The organism is Methylosarcina fibrata AML-C10 (assembly GCF_000372865.1).
Classification (GTDB): domain Bacteria; phylum Pseudomonadota; class Gammaproteobacteria; order Methylococcales; family Methylomonadaceae; genus Methylosarcina; species Methylosarcina fibrata.
Genome location: NZ_KB889965.1, coordinates 2,322,687 through 2,346,446 on the forward strand (window position 1 = coordinate 2,322,687; position 23,760 = coordinate 2,346,446).

The 23,760-nt window shown below is 62.8% G+C and carries 4 protein-coding genes and 2 pseudogenes; all 6 read right to left on the minus strand.

Translation table 11 applies throughout. The annotated features are described in order from the left end of the window. Positions 1–6,053, minus strand: a 6,053-nt coding sequence (locus A3OW_RS28280; protein ID WP_051091809.1) for a non-ribosomal peptide synthetase, incomplete at its 3' end; no start/stop codon positions are given. Between the two features lie 76 nt (positions 6,054–6,129). Then, the gene (locus A3OW_RS0110995) at positions 6,130–13,998 is read right to left on the minus strand and encodes a non-ribosomal peptide synthetase (RefSeq protein WP_051091810.1); all 7,869 of its coding nucleotides are present in this window, start codon (positions 13,996–13,998) and stop codon (positions 6,130–6,132) included. A 166-nt stretch (positions 13,999–14,164) separates the two neighbouring features. After that, positions 14,165–14,974, minus strand: coding sequence for a phosphopantetheine-binding protein (locus A3OW_RS24735; protein ID WP_408605669.1), 810 nt, complete (start codon positions 14,972–14,974; stop codon positions 14,165–14,167). Further along, entirely contained in the window at positions 14,889–15,077 is a 189-nt protein-coding gene (locus A3OW_RS29080; protein ID WP_408605670.1) for a hypothetical protein, read from the minus strand. Before A3OW_RS29080 ends, A3OW_RS24735 begins: the two co-directional genes overlap by 86 nt. Before the next feature lie 73 nt (positions 15,078–15,150). After that, positions 15,151–15,240 (minus strand): annotated as a pseudogene (locus A3OW_RS29085) (hypothetical protein); the annotation flags it as partial. 58 nt (positions 15,241–15,298) lie between these two features. Then, a pseudogene (locus tag A3OW_RS24745) lies at positions 15,299–23,713 on the minus strand (amino acid adenylation domain-containing protein); the annotation flags it as partial. Positions 23,714–23,760: the final 47 nt, after the last annotated feature.

Sequence of the window (23,760 nt, forward strand, 5' to 3'; positions counted from 1 at the left end):
AGGCTCGCTTCGCCCGCAATCAGCGCCAACGCGTCGGGCTGCGCCTGGGCCTGGCGGCGGATCAGTTCGTGCACCGGGGTTTGGTGGTCGTAGGCCTTTGGCCAGCGGTTCCAACGCGTAAATAAGGCCTCGTCGCGTTCGCTCAACGCAAACAACTCGCCGATTTTCGCTTGCGGTTGGTTCAGCAAAGCGGTCAACAGCAGCCGAAAATACGAGGCCACATCCGCGACGGTTTCTTTATCGAAATAGCGGCGGTCGTAATCGAACACTACTTGCAAGGCGCTGTCGCCGCTCTGCACCGCCAGCGTCAACGGGAAATTGGTGGTTTCGCGGTGGCTCTCGCCGTGTATCTTCAAACCGTCTTCCGACCGCCGGCGCAAGGCTTCCGACAACGGGTAGTTTTCGAAAACCAGCAAGCTGTCGAACAGTGATTCGCCCGGCCGGCCCCACCAGCGCTGCACGTCGACCAGCGGCGTACTTTCGACTTCGCGCAGTTCCAGATTGGCTTGTTGCAGTGCTTGCAGCCAGTCGCTAACCACATGATGGGCGCGCGGCGCCTGAATCATCGGCAAGGTATTGATGAACAAACCGACCATTTCCTCCGCACCGGGCAGATCGCCGGGCCGGCCCGACACGGTCACGCCGAAGGCAACCGCCCCGCCGCCGCAATAACGCTGCAACAACAGACACCAGGCGGCCTGCGCCAGGGTATTGATCGTCAATTTGGCACGCTGTGCGGTTTGGCGCAGGGCCGCAAAATCGTCGCCCTCTATCTGCAAGGCATGCAGCGCATAGCCCTGCCCAGGGGTGCGGCACGGCAGCGCGTCGGCCAGACGCGTCGGCGCTTCCAGGATGAGCAAGCGTTGCCGCCAATAGCGTTCGACCGCGACAGGATCGCGTTCGGCCAGCCAGGCGATGTAGTCGCTGAATTCCGCTGCCGGTGGCGGCGGGGTATCGCCGCGATAGCTAGTCAGCACTTCGCCGAGCAAGCGGGCGCTGCTCCAGCCATCCAGCAACAGATGGTGGCTGAGCCAGATGAAATGGAAAACGGCGTCTTGCAGGCGCACCAACACCAGTTTGAACAGCGGCGCGCTGTCGGTCGGCAGACCCTGCGCCTGCAACTCTTGCAGCAAGCCAGACAAGGCCGCATGGGCGTCGCTGCGGCCGCGCCAATCAAATTCGATCAACGGCAGCGGCAAATGCTTGTGTACGATCTGCATGGCTTGCGGCCAGTCCGCCGGCGCATAAAACGCCGTGCGCAGTACCGCGTGGCGTTGCATCGCCACCCGCCACGCCGCGGCGAAACGGCCGGCATCGAGGCCTTCCAGGCGCACGTCGAAGCGGCTGACATAACTGGCGGCATCGTTTTCGTACCAGCTGTGAAACAGCATGCCCTGCTGCATCGGCGTCAGCGGATAAATGCCGGTAATCTCCGCCACCGGCAGCGGCAAGGCATCCAGCTGCGCTTGCGTCAAACCGACCAGCGGAAAATCGCTAGGCGTGGCGCCTTGCGATCCCTGCCGACAATGCTCGACCAGCGCGGCCAGTTCGAAATTGAAGTTCTCCGCCAGCGCGGCGACGGTTTCGGGGCGGTAACGGCAGCGGTCGTAGCTCCAGTTCATCGCCAGACGGCCGTCATAGATCTGGCCGTTGACTTCCAGCGCATAATCCAGCGGCGCACCGGCGTTGCGTTCGTCGCCGCGCGCTTCGCCGGCCGGGCGGAACAAGCCGTCGGCGGCGAAACTGGCATCGAATTGCCCTAGATAATTGAAACACAGGGCCGGCCTGGGCAGGCGGTTAAGTTGCGCCCGAATTTCATCGCCGGCCAGATATTTCAACAAACCAAAACCCAAACCACGCTCGGGGACGGCGCGCAATTGTTCCTTGACCGTTTTGATCGTCCCGGCCCAATCGTCTGCCGGCGTCAACAACACCGGATACAAGCTGGTGAACCAGCCGACGCTGCGGCTGACGTCCGGGGCCCCGGCAAAGCCTTCCCGGCCGTGGCCTTCCAAATCGATGCTGACCGCGCCCTGCCCGCTCCAGCGGCACAACACCCGCGCCAACGCCGCCAACAACAATTCGTCGATGCGGGTGCGGTAGGCGGCGGGACATTCGCTGAGTAACTGTCGGGTGGTGGTTTCGTTTAACTCGACGGTCACAGTCTCGGCGTCGGCGGCCGCGCCTTGCCGGCCGGCAAAATCGACAGGCAAATCCGTTGCCGCCAGTTGCGCGCGCCAGTAATCCAGTTGCCCTTCGATTTGCGCGGCCCGGCCTTGCAAGGACTCGGCCCAGGCTCGGTAAGAGGCGGTTTTGGCCGGCAGCACCGGCATATTGCCGGCGCTGCGCTGACGGTACAGCGTTTGCAAATCTTCCAGCACGATGCGCCAGGATACGCCGTCGACGATCAAATGGTGAATCACGACCAACAAGCGGTAACTGCCGTCGGAGACGCGGATATAAGCCGCCCGTAACAAGGGACCGTGCATCAAGTCCAGGCTGCGCTGCACCTGCTCGGCGATTGCCGTGATTTGTTCGGCATCGTCCGCATCGCGTTGCCAAAGCAAATCGTAATCCTGTGCTTCGCCGGCGTAATGCTGGCGCCAGCCGCTATGCTCGTCGAAACGCAAACGAAAGGCGTCGTGATGTTCGCACAAACGGTGTAAGGCCTCGGCCAGCGTCGAGGCCTGCAATGCTTGTCCGGTCGCCAGCAGCACCGATTGGTTCCAATGTCCGCGCTGGGGAATATCGGTGGCAAAGAACTCGGCCTGAATCGGCGTCAACGGCACCTCGCCTTCCGCCTTATCGCCCAGGCCATCAACCGCATCGGAGGCTGGCAAAGCGGTTGCCGCTTGCGCCAGCGCAGCCACGGTTTGATGGCGAAAAATATCCTTGGGCGCCAACTGCCAGCCGGCTTGGCGGGCGCGGCTGACCACTTGCAAAGACACGATGGAGTCGCCGCCCAGCTCGAAGAAATTATCCTCGATGCCGACCGTTTCCAGGCCGAGCACTTCTTGCCAAATCCGCACCAGTTGCCGCTCGGTGTCGTTGCGCGGTTCGATGCGGCTTTGGCCGATCCGCTCCGGCTCCGGCAGCGCCTTGCGGTCCAGTTTGCCGTTGGGCAGTTTGGGTAACTCGGGCAGCACGACGATCTGCGCCGGAACCATGTAGCCCGGCAACCGCCGGCTCAGGGCGCTGCGCAATCGGTCGCCGTCGATTTGGGTTTGCTCGCCGGCGGCGTAGCCAAGCAGTCGCCCGCCGGCACCGACTTTAGCCGCCGCTTCGCGCACGCCGGGCTGGGCCAGCAAGGCTTGTTCGATTTCGCCGAGTTCGATCCGAAAGCCGCGCAGCTTGATTTGCTCATCGACCCGGCCCAGGTAGTCGATGCTGCCGTCGGCGCGCCGCCGCACCCGGTCGCCGGTACGGTACATGCGCAATCCTGCCGCAGTGAACGGGTCGGGCAGAAAGCGTTCACCGGTTTGTCCCGGCCGGTGCCAATAGCCCTGCGCCAAGCCCAAGCCGCCGATGTACAGTTCGCCGGCCACGCCAACCGGTAATGGATTCAGGTCGGCATCCAGCACGTAGGCGGTGCGGGCCCCGATGCAACGGCCGATCGGGGCGTAGATACCGCTGCATTCGGTATCGGCCTGCCAGACCAGCGGAGTAATCACGGCCTCGGTGGGGCCATAGGCATTGAATAAACGCTCGGGGCGCAAGCGGCTTTGGATCAAGGCCAAGCTGTCGCGCGGCAGGGCTTCGCCGCCGACGGTGCAGCCTATCAATGGTGGTGCTTGTTCCGGGGTTTCGAGCTGGCGAGCCAGTTCGGCCAGATAGGCCGGCGGCACGTCGATACGGCTAATCGCATGATCCCGAATGGCTTGCAGGGTCCGGTCGACGCTCCACTGTGCCGGATCGCCGATGACCAGCGTGGCGCCACGCAACAGCGGCACAAGCCATTGTTCTATCGCGGCATCGAAGCTGAACGAGGCAAAGTGAAGACAGGTTTCTTGCGCCTGCAAGGCATACAGCTCCGCCATCGCTTCGCAATGCATGGCCAGCGGGCCGTGAGCGACAACGACGCCTTTGGGCCGGCCGCTGGAACCGGAGGTATAGATCAGATAGGCTGGCGTTTCCGGGTGTAACGCCACGTCGGTCGGCATATCGGGGTAGGCGGACAAGTCGAGTTGGGCGAGGTCTATCCGTTTGACTGCATTGACCGCATCCACCCTGCCGATCGTCGCCTCGCAACCGATCAGCCATTCGGCGCCGGCATCGTCCAGCATGTAGCGCAAACGCTCGGCCGGATACTCGGGGTCCAGGGCCAGAAACGCCGCGCCGCATTGCCACACCGCCAGACAGGCAACCAGCATCTCCACCGAACGCGGCAGGCTCAAAGCCGCCACGGCGCCGGGACGCAGGCCCTGATCCAGTAAATAATGCGACAAACGATTGGCCTGACTGTGCAGCTCGGCGTAACTCGTCCGCTCCGCGTCGGCTATCAGCGCAACCGCAGCGGGCCGGGTTTGGGCCTGGCGGCGGATTAACGATGGCAAATCGGCGAATTCGTAGGCTAAACACGGCTTTGCCAGCACACGATCCAGCTCGGCGGGATCGAGCAACGCTAAATCCCGCAATGCCGTTTCGGGCTGCCGGGTTGCCGCTTCGGCCAAGCGGCTAAAATGCCCAGCCATCCGCGCTATGGTTGCCTGGTCGAACAAATCGCTCGCATACGTCCAAATCGCGCTTATGCTGCGGTTTACGTTTTCGAAAGTATCCAGGATCAACTCGAATTGCGTCGTGTGCGCGTCGCGCGGAAACGGTGCGATTTGCAAGGCGCCGAGCGCCCCGGCGGTATCGGCCTGCTGGTATTGATGGTTGTACATCACCTGGAACAGCGGAGTACGTTCCAGGCTGCGGTGCGGGCTGAGCGCCTCTACCAGTTGGTCGAACGGCAAGTCGGCGTGGGCCTGCGCGCCAAGCGCGGTTTCTTTGACCCGCGCCAGCACTTGCTGAAAGTTCAGGCTACCGTCCAGTTCGACTTGCAACACCTGAGTGTTGACGAAAAAACCGACCAGGTTTTCGGTTTCGCGGCGGTTGCGGTTGGCGACCGGCACGCCTACCCGAAGCTTATTCTGATCGCTGTAACGGTACAGCAGCAGGTAAAACATGGCCAACAAACCCATGAATACGGTCGCGCCTTGGCGCCGGCAAATTTCGCGTAGCGCGCCAGCCGTGCCATCGGGCAAACTTATCTCGAATTTGGCCCCGGCATCGCTCGGTTGCGCCGGTCTGGGCTTGTCCAGCGGCAATTCGAGTTGCGGCATCTCCTCGCCCAAGCGCTCGCGCCAATACGCCAGTTGCCGCTCCATTTCGCCGGCCTCCAGCCAATGCCGCTGCCAAACCGCGAAATCGGCGTAGCCTATCGGCAAGCCCGGCAGCGCCGCTTCGCGGCTTTGGCAAAAGCCGTGGTACAGCTCGGCAAATTCGTTGAGCAAAATATTCAACGACCATTCGTCGGCGACGATGTGGTGCAGCACCCAGACCAAAACATGGCGCTCGCTCGCCAACTTAAGCAACGCCACCCGCATCAGCGGCCCGTTAACCAAATCGAACGGCTCGCGCTCCAGTTTTTCGACCTGGCATTTAACCAACTCATCAGTGTCGCCGGATTGAACGGAAAAATCCAGGCGCCGGACTTTTACCGGGCTATCGCCGCGGACGATTTGCACCGGTTTTCCGCCTTCGTTTGCAAAAACGGTGCGCAGGCTTTCGTGCCGGATCACCAGTTTATCGATACCGCACTGCACTGCGTCGGCGTTAATTTCACCGTGCAAATACACCGCATCGGCGATGTGGTAGGCACTGCTATCCGGCTCGAGTTGCGCCAAAAACCACAGCCGTTGCTGACCGTAAGACAACGGCAGCGCCGTATCGCGGCCGACGCTGGCAATCGGGAATTGCCCTATGTCGATGCCGCGTTTTTTCAGAAGCAGGATCAGTGCCTTGCGTTGTTCCGGACTCAGGGTATGTAAATTGGCGAGTGGGTTTTGCATCAATGCTTTTTCTATTTTCAAATTTTCTTAATACTTTCGCGACGAATTGACAGCGCTCCGTATGGGCGATGAATTCCTATTCGGCCAACAAAGCCCGCAAATCCTCAGTCGACATCCCCTGCAACTCAGCCAGCGCGTCCGCCAATTCGCCCTGCAAATCCAGGGTTGGCGAATCCGGTAACAAGGCGTCGATTTCGGCCGCCAAGGCAGACAAGGAACCAACTTCGAACACTCGCCGCACGCCAAGCTCGATCTGAAAATGCTGGGATATACGGCCGGCCAGTTTCATCGCCAACAACGAATGCCCGCCGAGCTGGAAGAAGTTGTCGTCCAGACCGACCTGTTCGACGCCGAGCAAGTCCTGCCAGATCGCGGCCAGGTTTTGTTCGGTGGCGCTCTGCGGCGCGCGGAAGGTTTGGCCTTGCCAGCTCGGCGCCGGCAGGGCTTTGCGGTCCAGTTTGCCGTTGGCGGTTTTCGGCAGGCTGTCCAGCCGTATCAGCGCCGACGGCAGCATGTAGGCGGGCAGTTGCCGGCGCAGGGCGTTTTGCAAGGCGGTATCGTCTGCGGCCTCGGGGTTGGCGGCCAGGTAGGCGACCAGGCGCGGTCCGCCGGCGGCGTCTTTGAGTAACACAACGGCTTCCTGGATGCCGGGCTGGCCGAGCAAGGCGGCTTCGATCTCGCCCAGTTCGATGCGCAGGCCGCGCAGTTTGATCTGCTGATCGATACGGCCCAGGTAGTCGATGACGCCGTCGGCACGGCGCCGGGCCAGGTCGCCGGTACGGTACAGACGGCCGCCGCTGCCGAACGGGTCGGGCAGGAAGCGTTCGGCGCTCAGACCGGGGCGATGGTGATAGCCGCGCGCCAGGCCGATACCGCCGATATACAGCTCGCCGGCCACGCCCGCGGGTTGCGGATTCAGGTCCCGATCCAGAATGTGGATTTGAATGTTGGCGATCGGCTCGCCGATCGGTACGCTGGCCTGGCCGTCGGCGCGGCAGGTCCAGTGGGTGACGTCGATGGCGGCTTCGGTCGGGCCGTACAGGTTGTTCAGTTCGACGCCGGGCAGACGTTCGAATACGCGCTGTTGCAGGTCGGCCGACAGGGCTTCGCCGCTGCAGACGATGCGTTTCAAGGCCGGAAAATTCGGCAGATTTGGCTGGTTGACGAATTCGGCCAGCATGGACGGCACGAAGTGCAGCGTCGTCACTTGCTGGCGCCGCAGGGTGTCGGCCAGCGCGGCGGGGTCGCGGTGTGCGCCGGGCGCTGCAATCGCCAGGCGGGCGCCGGTCATTAAGGGCCAGAAGAATTCCCACACCGAGACATCGAAGCTGAACGGGGTTTTTTGCAGTACGGTGTCGTTGGGACCGATGGCGTAGGCTTGCTGCATCCAGCGCAGGCGGTTGGCCAGCGCCGCATGGGTGTTGGTGGCGCCTTTGGGCCGGCCGGTGGAGCCGGAGGTATAAATGATATAGGCCGGATGGGACGGATGCAGGTTGACCAAGGGCGCGCTGCCGGGAAAGCCGGACACGTCCAAGTTATCCAAATCGTAGGCCACGCATTCCTTCTCTGGGGTACTGCAAATAGCCCGGAACTTGTCGATCACCGCGCCATGGCTCAGCAACAAGCCGATGCCGGAATCTTCGATCATATAAGCCAAGCGTTCGTCCGGGTAGTCCGGGTCCAGCGGCACGTAGGCGCCGCCGGCCTTGACGATGGCCAAAAGACCCACCACCAGTTCGAACGAGCGCTCGACGGCAATGCCGACCGGCATCTCCGGGCCGACGCCCAAGTCGATCAGATAATGCGCCAGTCGATTGGCGCGGCTTTCCAGTTCGGCGTAGCTCATCGCCGCATCGCCGAACAGCAACGCCGGGGCATCGGGCTGAACCGTAGCGGTTTGGCTAATCAATTCATGCGCCAGGCCCGGCGGATACGCCGTCTCGGCGGTGTTCTGGGTCGCTTGATGGCCCAATTCTTCCGCCGCCGGCAGCACGATTTCGCCCAATCGGCATTCGGCATTCTCGGCTAATGCAAACAACAACTGCTCGAGATGACGGGCGATGCGAGCCACCGTCTCCGCGTCGAAACGGTCCAGCCAATACCCGTAGGCCAGACCCAAGGTTTCGCCGATGCTGACGTTCAAGGTCAAGGGATAATGCGTGGTATCGACATGCTGCGGCAAACCGAAGCTCAAACCGCTGGCGCTGTTTGCCAAAGCCGCATCGACCGGAAAGTTTTCGAACACCAGCAAGCTATCGAACAAAGCCGTTCCCGCCTGCCCCGCCCAACGCTGCACGTCGTAGAGCGGCGTATGCTCGTAGTCGCGCATGGCCAGATTTTCCTGCTGCAACTCGCGCAGCCAGTCGCCGACCCTTTGCCCTGCTTTTATGCGCGCGATCAAGGGCAAGGTGTTGATGAACAAGCCGACGATGCACTCCACGCCGCGCAAATCGGCCGGCCTGCCGGATACCGTCGCGCCTAGCGCGACTGTGTCACGCCCGCAATAACGCCCGAGCAACAAGGCCCAGGCCGCTTGCAGCAGCGTATTCAAGGTGACGCGCTGTTGCTGGGCGAAGGTCTGCAAACGCGCGGTTGCCGCCGCATCCAGGCGGCAAACCTGGCTACCGTGCCCTTGTCCGCTCATCGGTTTGGCTAGGGCATCGGCGAGCAAAGTCGGTTCGTCCAGCAGCGACAAACGCGCGTGCCAGAAGGTCTCGGCCGCGGCCGCATCGCGGCGGCTCAGCCAAGCGATGTAGTCGCGGTACGTTGCCGAACCGGCATGGCGCTGGTTGCCGACGTAATCGTCCAATACCTCGCCCAAGAGCTGTGACGTGCTCCAGCCGTCGAGTAAGCTATGGTGGCTGGTCCAAATCCAATGCCAGCGCCGTTCCGACAAACGCACCAATATCATACGCAGCAAAGGCGCCCGAGCATGATCGAAGCCGCGCGCCCGGTCCTGGTTGCGCAAGCCTTGCAAATCCGCCTCGCCGATCTCCCGGCCGCCGCGCCAATCAAGAATTTCCAACGACAACGGCGCCTGTTTGTAGACGATCTGTAACGGCTGCTCGGACTCGCCGCGCCACAGAAACGCGGTTCGCAGCAGCGCATGCCGGGCGATGGCCCGGCGCCAGGCGGCGGCGAAACGATCGCTGTCCAGACCGTCGATATCCAGACTCATTTGGTTGACATAAACCCCGGTTTCCGGCGCCAGCAAATCGTGAAACAGCATGCCCTGTTGCATCGGCGACAGCGGATAGATGTCCTCGATCTCGGCAAACGCCAGCGGCAAGGCGTCGAGTTGCGCCTGCGTCAAGCTTGCCAGCGGAAAATCCGACGGCGTGGCGCCGCTGGCGCCGCTCAAGCAATGTTCGACGATGCCCAATAATTCCTCGCGATAACGCGCCAGCAAAGCCTGCACCGTTTCGTCGCGGTATTGGATGGCACTGTAACGCCAACGCAATTGCAGCCTGCCGCCTACCACCTGGGCGTTGATTTCCAGCCAGTAAGGCAGCGGCGCGGCGGGATCGTGGTCATCGCCGGCCGTTTCCGAAGCCAGCGCAAAATTACCGGCTTCGGCGTCGATCCGTCCGAAATAATTGAAGCCGATTTTCGCTTGCGGCAAGGCGCTCAGCGCCGCGCGCTCGCCGTCGCCGGCCAGATATTGCAAAACGCCGAAACCCAGGCCGGCGTCCGGCACGTCGCGCAGGCTTTGCTTGACGGCCTTGATCGTCGCGCTGATGTCGGTGGCGTCGGCCAGTTTGACCGGATAGACGCCGGTAAACCAGCCGACGCTGCGGCTCAGATCGAAGCCGTCGAAAACCGGCTCGCGGCCGTGGCTTTCCAAATCCACCACTACCTCGCCGCCGCACCAGGCGCACATTACCCGCGCCAATGCCGCCAGCAGCAAATCGTTGATTTGCGTGCGGTAGGCGGCCGGGGCTTGCGTCAACAAGCGCCGCGTGCGTTCGGCGTCGATTTCCAGCGTCAAGGTCCGCGCATCGCCGAAACAGCCGTTGCTTGATGCAAAATCGCGCGGCGGTTCGGCGGCGTTTTGCAACACGCCTTGCCAATACGGCAATTGCCGTTTCAGACTCTCGCTGGCGGCGTAATTGCGTAAACATTCGCCCCATTGTCGCAGCGATGCGGTTTTGTCCGGCAACACTTCGATTTCGTCGTACAGGGCTTGCAGGTCTTCCAGCACAATGCGCCAGGATACGCCGTCGACCAACAAATGATGCGCCACCAGCAACAGACGCTGGCCGCCGTCGGCAACTCCTAACAGTACCACTTTAAATAACGGACCGTGTTGCAGGCTCAGACTGCGTTGCGCGTGTTCCGCCAGCTTAGCGATCGCGGCGGCGCCTTCGACGTGCAGATGCTCGAACACCGCTGCCGTATCGGCCTCGGCATAAAATTGGCGCCAGACGCCCTGCTGCCAACGGTAACGCAGGCGCAAGCCGTCGTGATGCTCAAGCAATCGACCGACCGCTTTTGCCAAACGGGCGGCATCGAGTTCGGTTTTCGGTTGCAGCAACAGCGACAAATTCCAATGATTGCGATTGGGCATGGCTTGCGCAAAAAACTGGGCCTGAATCGGCGTTAAAGGCGCTTCGCCGACGACTTTAGCCGCCGGTTCGCGGGGGACTTGTGTCGGTATCGCCTGTACATTGGCAGCCAGTTTGGCGACGGTCTGATGCAGGAACAAGTCCTTGGGCGTCAACGACCATCCCGCTTGGCGGGCGCGGCTGACCAAACGAATCGCCATGATCGAATCGCCGCCCAGTTCGAAAAAATTGTCGTCGGCGCCGACCCGCTCGACACCGAGCACGGCCTGCCAGATCGCCGCCAAATCGCGCTCGACCGAGGTTTGCGGCACGCGGTGAGCGTCGCCGGCCTGAGCTTCCGGCCTGGGCAAGGCATGGCGGTTTAATTTGCCGCTGCTCAAGCGCGGCAATTGGTCGAGGATTTGCACGTGCGCCGGCACCATGTAGTCCGGCAGGCGCTGGCACAGGTGGTTTTTCAGGCTTTTCGCGTCGGTTGCGCCTACCGCGTAAAGCAATAGGCGCTTGGCATGGCCGTCGCCATCCGCGACCACGACAGCCTCGGCGACACCGGGATGGGACAAGGCCTGGGCTTCGATTTCGCCCAATTCGATTCTGAAACCGCGCAACTTGATTTGATGATCGTTACGGCCGAAATAATCGACGTTGCCGTCGTTGCGAAAGCGTACCAAATCGCCGGTGCGGTACATGCGGGTACCGTCGGCGGTGAACGGATCGGGCAAAAAACGCTCGGCGCTCAGATCGGGCCGGCCAAGGTAGCCGCGCGCCAAACACGGGCCGCCGAGGTAGAGTTCGCCGACCGACCCGAGCGGCAGTTGATTCAGATCTTTGTCCAACACGTAAAGCGCGCGCTCGCCGACGCCGGTGCCGATCGGCGCGTAAGCGGTGTCGCAAACGCTGTCCGGCAATGCGGTCCACACCAAGGGCGTGATCAAGGTTTCGGTGGGGCCATAGCCGTTCAGAATCGGCGCGTCGCCGACCAAACGGCGGATCATCGCCAGGCTTTCCTTGGGCACGGCTTCGCCGCCGACCGAACAGGCCCGCAGCGGCAGGCGCAAACCGCGCGGTTCGGCCCAACGGGCGATTTCGAGCAAATAGGCGGGCGGCATTTCGAACCAGGTCACGCCGTAGCGCAGCAACGCATCGTAGGCCTGGTCGGCACTCCATAGGGTCTCGCGCACCAGCAAGCGGCAGCCGTTGATCAACGGCACCAGCCATTGCTCCATGGCGGCATCGAAGGTGAAGGCGGCGAAATGCAAGGCCACATCGTCTTGTTGCATCGCATAACGCTCGCCGATCGCCAGACAATGGCGAGCCAACGCGCCGTGCGCCACCGCGACGCACTTGGGCTTGCCGGTGGAACCGGAGGTCAGGATCAGGTAGGCCAGTTGTTCGGGGTGGATTTTTACCTCGGGCGGCGTGGCGGGCTGGGTTGACAGGTCGAGGCCGGCCAGGTTCAGCCATGTGGGTTGGGCGTGCAGACAGTCTTGATGCAAGATCAGGCTGACGCCGGCATCGGCGATCAGTTCGGCCAGGCGTTGGGCGGGTTGTTCGGGGTCGAGCGGCAAATAGGCAGCGCCGGCTTTCAGCACCGCCAGCATCGCGAGGATGGCCTCGATGCCGCGCGGCAGCAGCAGCGCCACCCGGCTTTCCCGGCCCAGGCCTTCGGCGAGCAGGCGGTGGGCCAGCCGATTGGCCCGAGCGTCCAGTTCGGCATAGCTCAGGCTCGCTTCGCCCGCAATCAGCGCCAACGCGTCGGGCTGCGCCTGGGCCTGGCGGCGGATCAGTTCGTGCACCGGGGTTTGGTGGTCGTAGGTCTTTGGCCAAGTGTTCCAGGCTTGCAGTTGCCGAGCTTCTTCGGCACCGAGCAGACCGTGGGCGGCGATGGCTGCCTGCGGTTGGGCCAGGAGTTGGGCGAGCAGGTTTTGGTAATGCCCGGCCAGGCGTTCAATGGTGGCGCCGTCGAACAGATCGCGGGCATAGGTGAAGAAGCCGCCGATGCGGCCTCGGCTGTCTTGCCAGGTATCCAGGCTCAAGTCGAATTGGGCGGCGCCGTTGTCGCGGTCCAGGGCTTCGATTTGCCAGTCCTCGTGCTGCGCCAACAGGCCGATGTCGGTTTGCTGGTGATTGATCAGGATCTGGAACAAGGGGTTTTGCCCTAGGCGGCGTTCGGGTTGCAGGGCGTCGACCAGATGTTCGAACGGCAGGTCGGGATGAGCCTGGGCTTGCAGCAATGTCTGCTTGGTGTGTTGCAGCAGGGTGTCGAAACCGCTTTGCGCGTTAATCTGGCTGCGCAAGACCACGGTGTTGACGAAGTAGCCGATCAGGTGTTGCGTTTCCGGGCGGTTGCGATTGGCCACGGGCAGGCCGATGCGCAGGTCGTTCTGGCCGCTGTAGCGGTACAGCAGCACGTTGAAGGCGGCCAGCAGCAGCATGAACGGGGTGACGCCGTGTTGCCGCGCCACGGCCGGAAGCGCTTGGCTGACGGCTTCGGGCAACACGAAGTTGACGCGGCCGCCGCGCTGGCTGGGTTCGGCCGGGCGGGCGCGGTCGTAGGGCAGTTCGATAACGGGTTGTTCGCCGCCCAACCACCCGGTCCAGTAGGCCAGCTGGCGTTCGGCTTCGCCGGCTTCCAGCCAGTGGCGTTGCCAGGACGCGAAGTCGGCATGACGAATCGGCAACAGCGGCAAGCGCGGTTCGCGGCCGGCTTGAATCGCGCCGTAGCATTCGGCGAATTCGGCCAACAAGCGGTTCAGCGACCAGCCATCGGCGATCAGATGATGCAGGGTCAGATTCAATTCGTGGCAGGCTTGGCCCTCTTGCGCCGGCAAGCGGACCAGCAGCATCCGCCACAGCGGACCGCGTTCCAGATCGAACGGGATCCGGGCTGATTGTTCGGCCAGTTGTGCGGCTTGGGCCTGGGCCTCGCCGCATGGCAACTCGCGGACATCGTGATACGCCAAGTCCACGTCGAAGGCCGGCAGAATCCGCTGGCGGGGCTGGCCGTCGACCGCATAAAACACGGTTCTCAATGCATCGTGGCGCAGCGCCAGCACGCCAAAGGCTTGCGTCAACACCTCGCAGTCCAGTTCGCCGACGATGCGCGCCCCGCCGGCAATGTGGTAGGCCGTGCTCGATGGGTCCAGTTGGCCCAAAATCCATAAACCTTGCTGCGCCACCGAAAGCGGTATATCGCTGTCCCCACACAGGCGTTCGGGAATCGGCAATTTGGCGAAATCCCTCCCCTGCTCGGCCAGCTTTTGCAGAAACAATTTTTGTTTTGCCAACGGCAAGCCGACAAACCGGCGCACCAAATCCTCGCCGGGTGGAGCCGATTTAGGTTGTGCTTGATGAGAGGTGGCGTTGTCGATTTTAAATTTCATATTATTTTTAAGCTTTCGATATTGCGACGCGGGGCCCGACACAATTCAGGACTTTAAATTCAAGGATGAAATGCTTCTCGCTTTTGACGAAGGCTGTTCCCGTCAAAAGCTGCGATGCTCGGTCGGTATAAGGGGAATCAATCCATACCTTCGGCATAATCCTCCCTCACGACATCTCCAATTCATCCAACCAATCGCCCATTTCCGCCAAGGTTTCGTCGTCGACTTCGCTGTCGTCCGCTTGGCCGACCAATGCCGCCAATTCGGCAAGGCACTTGGTTTCAAACACGCTGGCCAAGCCGAGGTTTATGTTCATAATCTCTCTTATGCGCGCCACCATGCGGGTTGCCAACAACGAATGCCCGCCGAGCTGGAAGAAGTTGTCGTCCAGACCGACCTGTTCGACGCCGAGCAAGTCCTGCCAGATCGCGGCCAGGTTTTGTTCGGTGGCGCTCTGCGGCGCGCGGAAGGTTTGGCCTTGCCAGCTCGCCGCCGGCAGGGCTTTGCGGTCCAGTTTGCCGTTGGCGGTTTTCGGCAGGCTGTCCAGCCGTATCAGCGCCGACGGCAGCATGTAGGCGGGCAGTTGCCGGCGCAGGGCGTTTTGCAAGGCGGTATCGTCTGCGGCCTCGGGGTTGGCGGCCAGTAGGGCGACCAGGCGCGGTCCGCCGGCGGCGTCTTTGAGTAACACAACGGCTTCCTGGATGCCGGGGCTGGCCGAGCAAGGCGGCTTCGATCTCGCCCAGTTCGATGCGCAGGCCGCGCAGTTTGATCTGCTGATCGATACGGCCCAGGTAGTCGATGACCGCCGTCGGCACGGCGCCGGGCCAGGTCGCCGGTACGGTACAGACGGCCGCCGCTGCCGAACGGGTCGGGCAGGAAGCGTTCGGCGCTCAGACCGGGGCGATGGTGATAGCCGCGCGCCAGGGCCGATACCGGCCGATATACAGCTCGCCGGCCACGCCCGCGGGTTGCGGATTCAGGTCCCGATCCAGAATGTGGATTTGAATGTTGGCGATCGGCTCGCCGATCGGTACGCTGGCCTGGCCGTCGGCGCGGCAGGTCCAGTGGGTGACGTCGATGGCGGCTTCGGTCGGGGCCGTACAGGTTGTTCAGTTCGACGCCGGGCAGACGTTCGAATACGCGCTGTTGCAGGTCGGCCGACAGGGCTTCGCCGCTGCAGACGATGCGTTTCAAGGCCGGAAAATTCGGCAGATTTGGCTGGTTGACGAATTCGGCCAGCATGGACGGCACGAAGTGCAGCGTCGTCACTTGCTGGCGCCGCAGGGGTGTCGGCCAGCGCGGCGGGGTCGCGGTGTGCGCCGGGCGCTGCAATCGCCAGGCGGGCGCCGGTCATTAAGGGCCAGAAGAATTCCCACACCGAGACATCGAAGCTGAACGGGGTTTTTTGCAGTACGGTATCGTTGGGACCAATGGCGTAGGCTTGCTGCATCCAGCGCAGGCGGTTGGCCAGCGCCGCATGGGTGTTGGTGGCGCCTTTGGGCCGGCCGGTGGAGCCGGAGGTATAGATAATGTAGGCCGGATGGGACGGATTCAGGTTGGCCAAGGGCGCGCTGCCGGGAAAGCCTGACACGTCCGAGTTATCCAAATCGTAGGCCACGCATTCCTTCTCTGAGGTACTGCAAATAGCCCGGAACTTGTCGATCACCGCGCCATGGCTCAGCAATAAGCCGATGCCGGAATCTTCGATCATATAAGCCAAACGTTCGTCCGGGTAGTCCGGGTCCAGAGGCACGTAGGCGCCGCCGGCCTTGACGATGGCCAAAAGACCCACCACCAGTTCGAACGAGCGCTCGACGGCAATGCCGACCGGCATTTCCGGGCCGACGCCCAAGTCGATCAGATAATGCGCCAGTCGATTGGCGCGGCTTTCCAGTTCGGCGTAGCTCATCGCCGCATCGCCGAACAGCAACGCCGGCGCAGCGGGCTGAACCGTAGCGGTTTGGCTAATCAATTCATGCGCCAGGCCCGGCGGATACGCCGTCTCGGTGGCGTTACAGGACGATTGATGCACTCGTTCCGCTTCGCTTAATAAATCCACACCAGCCAACGGCTGATCAGCTTCGGCCAGACAACCGGCCAGCAAGCGCTGAAAATGTTCGCTCAGACGGGTAATCGTCTCGGGCAAGAACAATTCGGCGGCATAAACGAAGCTGCCGCTGAACACGCCGTCGTCATCTTCTTCGGTCGCTAGGCTCAAATCGAATTGCGCGGCGGCCGGTTCGCTGACGATGCGCTCGATGTTCAAACCCGGCAGCGCATTCAACGCGCTGAGGTCGCGTTTTTGGTGGTTGAACAACACCTGGAACAACGGATTACGGTTCATCGTTCGTTCCGGCTGCAGCAATTCGGCCAGATGTTCGAACGGCAGATCGGGATGCTCCTGCGCCGCCAACACGGTTTGCTTGGCTTGCGCCAGCCAGTCTTGAAAACGCCGGTCGCCGCGACACTCGGCCTTGATCACCAGAGTGTTGACGAAAAAGCCGAGCACAGGCTCGGTTTCCAGACGCTGGCGATTGGCGACCGGCACGCCGATACGGATGTCCGGCTGGCCGCTATAGCGGTAGAGCAAGGCCGCGAATGCGGCAAACAAAACGACGAACGGCGTGGTATCGCTTTGCACGGCTACTTGCTTCAGGCGCTGACCGACCGAAACCGGCAACACGAAGGCGTGCGATGCGCCGGCTCCGGACATCCGTTCCGGTCGAGGGTGATCAAACGGCAATTCCAAGACAGGCTGCTCGCCGCCGAGCTGGTTTTGCCAGTAACGCGCCTGCCGTTCCCCCTCGCCCGCCGCCAGCCATTGCCGCTGCCAGGCAGCGTAATCAGCATACTCGATGGCTAGCGTCGGCAAATGCGCTTCACGGCCTTCGACGGTCGCGGCATAAAGTTCGGAGAATTCTTCCAACAACCGCCCGACCGACAAGCCGTCGGCCAGGATATGATGCATGGTCAACCACAGTTCGTGACGATCTTCGCCGTATTTGACCAGCGCGACCCGCCACATCGGCCCTGTGGCGAAATCGAACGGCACATTGCTCTCAGCTGTTTTGCTCAGCACCGCCTCGGCTCCCGTCAAAATTCGCAACGGCAACGCAAGCGCCGCATCGGCCAGCTGCATCGGCTTGCCCTCGACCTCGACGAAGTGGGTGCGCAACATGGCATGGCGCTTCGCCAAACCTTGAAAAGCCAGGCGTAACGCATTGTCGTCAAGCCGGCCATGGATGCGCAATCCGCCGCTGATGTGGTAAGCGTTATTGTCCGGCTGCAGCTGCGCCAAAAACCACAGCCGTTCCTGACCGTAGGACAATGGACGGGGGCCTTCGACCGCCAGTCGCGGAATGGCGGTCTGGCGGTTTTCCGCGACCGGCACAGCGCCGGCCGCCGCCAGTTCGGCGATGGTTGGCCTCTCGAACAACAGTTTCGGCGTCAGTTTAATGCCCTGCTTGCGGGCGCGGGCGATGATTTGCAGGCTCAGAATCGAATCGCCGCCCAACTCGAAGAAATTGTCGGTGACACCGATTGGCTCTCGTTTCAATACGGTTTGCCAAATCGCGGCCAGCTTGCTTTCGGTGTCGTTGCGCGGCGCCACGCTGGAACGCGCCTTGGCTTGCGGCCGCGGCAGCGCCTTGCGGTTCGCTTTGCCGTTCGCGGTCAGCGGTATTGCCTCCAATACCATCAGGTGCGCCGGCAGCATGTAATCCGGCAACAGAGCGGCCAATTGTGTATTGAGATTGGTGATGTCCAGGCTTGCCGCGCGCTCGGCGACTGCATAGGCCAATAGCTGCAGACGGCCGTCCTGTTCGTTGGGCTCGGCGATGACCAGCGCATCGGCGACGCCCGGCAAGCCGCGCAAGACCTTGGCTACTTCGCCGGGCTCGACGCGGTAACCGCGTATCTTGACCTGGTCGTCGGCCCGACCCAGCCATACCAGCCGTCCGCCGCGCAATATGGCGCGGTCGCCGGTGCGGTACATGCGGGCACCGGCGTGGAACGGATCGGGCAGAAAGCGTTCGGCGCTGGCGCCGGGCTTGCCATGATAGGCGCGCGCCAAACTGCCGCCACCGATGTACAACTCGCCGGGCACGTCGTTCGGCAACGGATTCAAGTCGGCGTCGAGCAGATAGGCGCATGTCCCGGCCAACGGCGTGCCGACCGGAACGATTGGAGCGGCTTCTGCCGTAACTTCGTGGGTCAACACGCCGACCGTGGTTTCGGTCGGGCCGTAATGATTGACGATGCGGCAGCCCGGCTTCAAACGGCGCACCGTCGCCAGTAATTCCGCGTCGCAGGCCTCGCCGCCCAAAATCAGCAATCGGTTCGGCAGCACGTCCGCCGGATTAGCCGCTTGCAGCAAACCGCGCAAATGACTGGGCACGATTTTCAAGACGTCGACCTGGTTTTCCCGCATCGCCGCGGCGAAACGGTCGGGGTCGGCGGCGGTTTCGGCATCGATCAACACCAAAGCGCAACCGCTATACATCGCGCCGAACAACACGGTATGGCTAAGGTCCGCGGCCGGCGTCGAAACCATCGCCAAAATCGCGGTTCGCGGCCAGTCCAGGCGCGGCAACACGCCTTGCAAATACCGGTCCAGAGCGCCGTGGCTGACCGTCACGCCTTTGGGATGGCCGGTGGAACCCGAGGTGTAAATCCGGTAGGCGGCTTGCTCGGCATGAATCGGCATCGCCGCGAATTCCGCTACGCCGTCGGTCCGTGCGACGGCATCCGGATTCAACACCGCCACACCGCAATTCGCAAAACGTGGGGCATCGGCGTCGCCAGTCAGCAGCACCGTCGCGCCGCTGTCGCGCAGCAAGTCGTGCAAGCGACTGTCGGGCAACGCGGGATCGAGCGGCAAATACACGCCGCCGGCCTTCAACACCGCCAGCAGGCTGAGCGGCAATTGCACGGAACGCTCGAACAGCACGCCGACCACCGTTTCGGTGTTGACGCCCATGCCTTGCAGCACTGCGGCCAGACGCGCGGCGGAGCGATTCAGTTCGGCAAAACTCAGGCTGGCGATGCTATCACGAACCGCAATCGCGTCAGGCTGTGCGATGACGTGGCTTTCCCAGGCAGCCAACACATGCGGATAATCAAGTTCACCGCGCGCCACGTCCACGCCGGACAATAGGGCGATTTCGCCATCGGCAACGGCCAGCGAGAAAGCCGGTAGCGGCTGCAATTGAATGTCGGCAAGCGTGGTGACACCCACAGTTATCAATTGCTGCAATAGATAACGGTAACGCTTGGCGAGCAATTCCAGCGCGCCGGGCAGGAAGCGCTGGCGTTCCCCTGACAAGGTCAAATGCAGGTGATTATCGAGGCCGGCAATCAGACTCAACGGATAATTGTTACGGCCGAGGTCGTGGCGCAGCACGCCGGCCGGTGCTTCTGCGTCCAGCAAACCGACTTGCAGACCATCGCGCTGGCTTTTCAACACCTCGTCCAGCGGATAGTTTTCGAACACCAAAATCGCCTCGAACAGATTCTGCCCTTCGCAACCCGCCGCGCGCTGGATCTCAACCAACGGAGTGAATTCGTAATCGCGCATCGCCGCGGCCTGGCGTTGAATCGCTTGCAACCAGCTAGTCACATCCCGAGCGCCCGGCAAGCTGACGCGGAGCGGCAAGGTGTTGATGAACAGGCCGGCCATTTCGTCTATGCCATCGACATTAGCCGAACGCCCGGACACCGTGACGCCGAACAAAGCCTCGCCGCCGCCATGCCGGACCAGCAACAATGCATAAGCCGCTTGCAGCAAGGTGCTGACCGTCACGCCGTGGCGACGCGCAGCGGCTTGCACTTGCGCGGTTTCGTCAATCGACAGGCTGGTTTCGATTTCCCGGTAGCTTCCGCGCTCCCCGGCCGGCATGGCTTCGGCAGGCAGCGGTAAAGGCGTGCTGCCGTTAAACCCTTGCAGCGATTCGCGCCAGAATGCCAGCGCGGCGGCGTGGTCGCGCGAGGCCAGCCAACGCAGATAATCGGCATAGTCCGGCTGACTAACCGGCGCATCGTCGTGGTAGGCGCGCATCACGTCGCGTAGCACTAGGCCCATGCTCCAGCCGTCCAAGGCAATGTGATGGTGGCTCCAGACCAGCCACCAACGGGCATCGCCCACCCTTAGTAACGACAACTCGAAGCCGCGCCGGCCGGCGAAGTCGAAACCTTGCTTGCGTTCGTCGGCCAACCATGAATGCAATTGCCGCCAATGCTGGTCAGCGTCCAGCCCGCGCCAATCGGCTTGGCGCAATTCGACGCTTCGGCTTTTACCCACGACTTGCAGCGGCAGTTGCATGTCTTCGAACAAATATGACGAACGCAAGGCCGGACGCCGATCGACCGCCGTCTGCCAGGCGACATGAAAACGCGCTACATCCAGTGCGCCGTTTAACGAAAACACCCGTTGATAAAAATACGGATCTTGCTCGCCGTGCTGCAAGGCGTGAAACAGCATCCCCTGCTGCATGGGCGAGAGCGGGTAGACATCTTCGATCTGGGCGTGCGGGATCGGCAGCGCGTCGAGCTGGGCTTGGCTGAGGTTGGCCAGCGGCACGTCGCTCGGGGTTAATGTCGGTTCCGCTTGCAGGCAATGGTCGAGCAATCGGTTTAAGTGCAGCTGGTAGCGTTCGAGCAGGGTTTTGATCGTGTCGGCTTGGTAGCGCTCGCGGCTGTAGCTCCAGTGCAGGCGCAATTGGCCCTGGTAGATTTCGCCGTTGATTTCCAGTTCGTAGGCCAAGGGCGTCTGCGGGTCGCGTTCGTCGCCGCTGTCTTCGGCGGCCGGTTGCAACAGGGCGTCGTCGCTGAAGCTGCTGTCGAGTTGGCCGAGGTAGTTGAACAAGACTCTGGGCCTGGCTGGGTTGACGGAGGCTTCGTGCCGCGCGTCCGCTGGGTGTTGGTTGGTCGGGCTCAGGTAGTGCAATACGCCGTAGCCCAAGCCGCGATCCGGCACTCGGCGCAGTTGTTCCTTGACGGTTTTGACGGTGTCGACCTCGCTCGTTTGCGGACTGAGTTTGACCGGGTACAGGCTGGTGAACCAGCCGACCGTGCGGCTCAGGTCGAGAGCGGCTTGCGGATTATCGCTCGGCATGAGCTCGGCTTCGCGGCCGTGGCCTTCCAGAGCGACGGCAATGTCGGTTTGCCGGGTCCATTCGCACAGGGTCTGCGCCAGGGCCGCCAGCAGCAGTTCCTGAATGCGGGTGCGGTAGGCCGGATTGGCGTCGTGCAGGAGCTGGCGGCTGCGCTCGGCGCTCAGGGTCAGGGTCTGGCTGACGCGGTCGCGGGCTTCGGCCCGGCCTTGCGGGTGGTCGCAGGGCCAGTTGCAAAGGCTTGTGTCGGTTTGGCTTTGGTCTTCGCCTTGCGCCTGCCAGTAGCCGCGTTGGGCTTGCAGGCCCGGGCTTTGGGCATAGTTTTGCAATGCCCTGCCCCAGGCTTGGTAGCTGGCGGTTTTGGCGGGCAGTTGCGGCGCTTGGCCTTGCCGGATTTGCTGATAAAGGCGGTGCAGATCTTCCAGCAGGAGGCGCCAGGACACGGCATCGACGATCAGGTGGTGGGCGACCAGCAACAAACGCTGGCTGCCGTCGGCGACATCGATTAGCACGGCCTTGAACAGCGGGCCGTGTTCGAGGTTCAGGCTGCGCTGCGCCTGTTGGGCAATCGCGGTGATGTGGGCCGCGTCCTGGACGAGGTGTTGTTCTAATAGGCTTTCCGCAGGTTGAATCTCGGCATAGCGTTGTTGCCATTGGCCTTGTTTTTGCACATAACGCAGGCGCAGGCTGTCGTGGTGTTCGACCAGGGTGTGCAGGGCTGGTTCGAGCGCGGCACGGTCCAGCGGCCGGCGGGCTTTGAGCAGCAGCGATTGGTTCCAGTGCGCCGGAGTGGACAACTGTTGTTCGAAGAACACGTGCTGGATCGGCAGCAGCGGCGCGGGGCCCGTGGCGGGCGCTTGCGCTTGCTCGGTTTGCTCAGGATCGTCCAGGTTTAGGCGCTGGACGACTTGAGCCAGGCCGGCGATGGTCTGCTGCTGGAACAGGTCTTTGGGAGTAAAGCGCAGGCCTTGGGCGCGGGCGCGGCTGACCAGTTGGATGGAGATGATGGAGTCGCCGCCCAGTTCGAAGAAGTTGTCGTGGATGCCGATGTCGTGGCGTCCGAGCAAGTCTTGCCAGAGTTGGACCAGCACCGCTTCTGTCGGGTGGGTCGGGGCTTGTGGCTCACGGCGGGCCGGGGCGTCGGGCACGGGCAAGGCGCGGCGGTCGATTTTGCCGTGCGCGGTGCGCGGCAATTGCGCCAGCCGGATGAAGCGGGCCGGGACCATGTAGTCCGGCAGGCGGGCGGCCAGCGCGGTTTTGATCGCTTCGTCGGTCGCTATGCCGCCGTGCGGGCCGGGTTGCAAGTAGGCGGCCAGATAGCGGCGGCCGTTATCGTCCCGCAACAGGACGTGGGCGTCGTCGACGCCGGGCAGTTGCCGCAACGCGGCTTCGATTTCGCCGGGTTCGATGCGGTAACCGCGCAGTTTGATTTGCTGGTCGGCGCGGCCGAGGTAGGCGACGATGCCGTCCAGACCAAAGCGGACCAAGTCGCCGGTGCGGTACAGGCGGCCGCCGTCGGCACCGAACGGGTCGGGGATGAAGCGTTCGGCGGTCAGGCCGGCGCGGCCGAAGTAACCGCGCGCCAAACACGGGCCGCCGAGATAGAGTTCGCCGACCGCACCCAAGGGAACCGGGTTGAGGTTAGGGTCAAGAATATAGAGGCTACGCTCGCCCAGGGCCGTGCCGATGGGTGCGTAGCCGGTGACTTCACGCGCATCGGCCTGCCAGGCCAGCGGGGTGATGACGGTTTCGGTCGGGCCGTAGCCGTTGACAATCATTTCAGGTTGCAAGGCGGCGCGGAGCTTAGCCAAGGCAGCGGACGATACGGCTTCGCCGCCGACGCAGGCGATGCGCAGCGCCAGGGTCTGGCCGCGCGCGGACACGGCGTCGGCGAGATGCAGCAAGGCGCTGGTCGGCGGGTAGACGACGGTCACGCCGTGAGTTTGCACCGAATCTAAGGTGTCGTCGCCGGTCCAGCGGCTGAAGCCCAGCACCACGCCGGCGCCGTAGCACAGCGGCGCCAGCCATTGCTCCATCGCGGCATCGAAGGTGAAGGCGGCGAAATGCAAGGCGCGGTCGGCCGGGGTGTAGCGGTACAAATCGCCGGCGGCCTGGATATGCCGGGTCAACGCGCCGTGCGCCACCGCGACGCACTTGGGCTTGCCGGTGGAACCGGAGGTCAGGATCAGGTAGGCCAGTTGTTCGGGGTGGATTTTTACCTCGGGCGGCGTGGCGGGCTGGTTCGACAGGTCGAGCTCGGCCAGATTCAGCCATGTGGGTTGGGCGCGCAGGTAGTCTTGATGCAAGATCAGGCTGACGCCGGCATCGGCGATCAGTTCGGCCAGGCGTTGGGCGGGTTGTTCGGGGTCGAGCGGCAAATAGGCAGCGCCGGCTTTCAGCACCGCCAGCATCGCGAGGATGGCCTCGATGCCGCGCGGCAGCAGCAGCGCCACCCGGCTTTCCCGGCCCAGGCCTTCGGCGAGCAGGCGGTGGGCCAGCCGATTGGCCCGAGCGTCCAGTTCGGCATAGCTCAGGCTCGCTTCGCCCGCAATCAGCGCCAACGCGTCGGGCTGCGCCTGGGCCTGGCGGCGGATCAGTTCGTGCACCGGGGTTTGGTGGTCGTAGGCCTTTGGCCAGCGGTTCCAACGCGTAA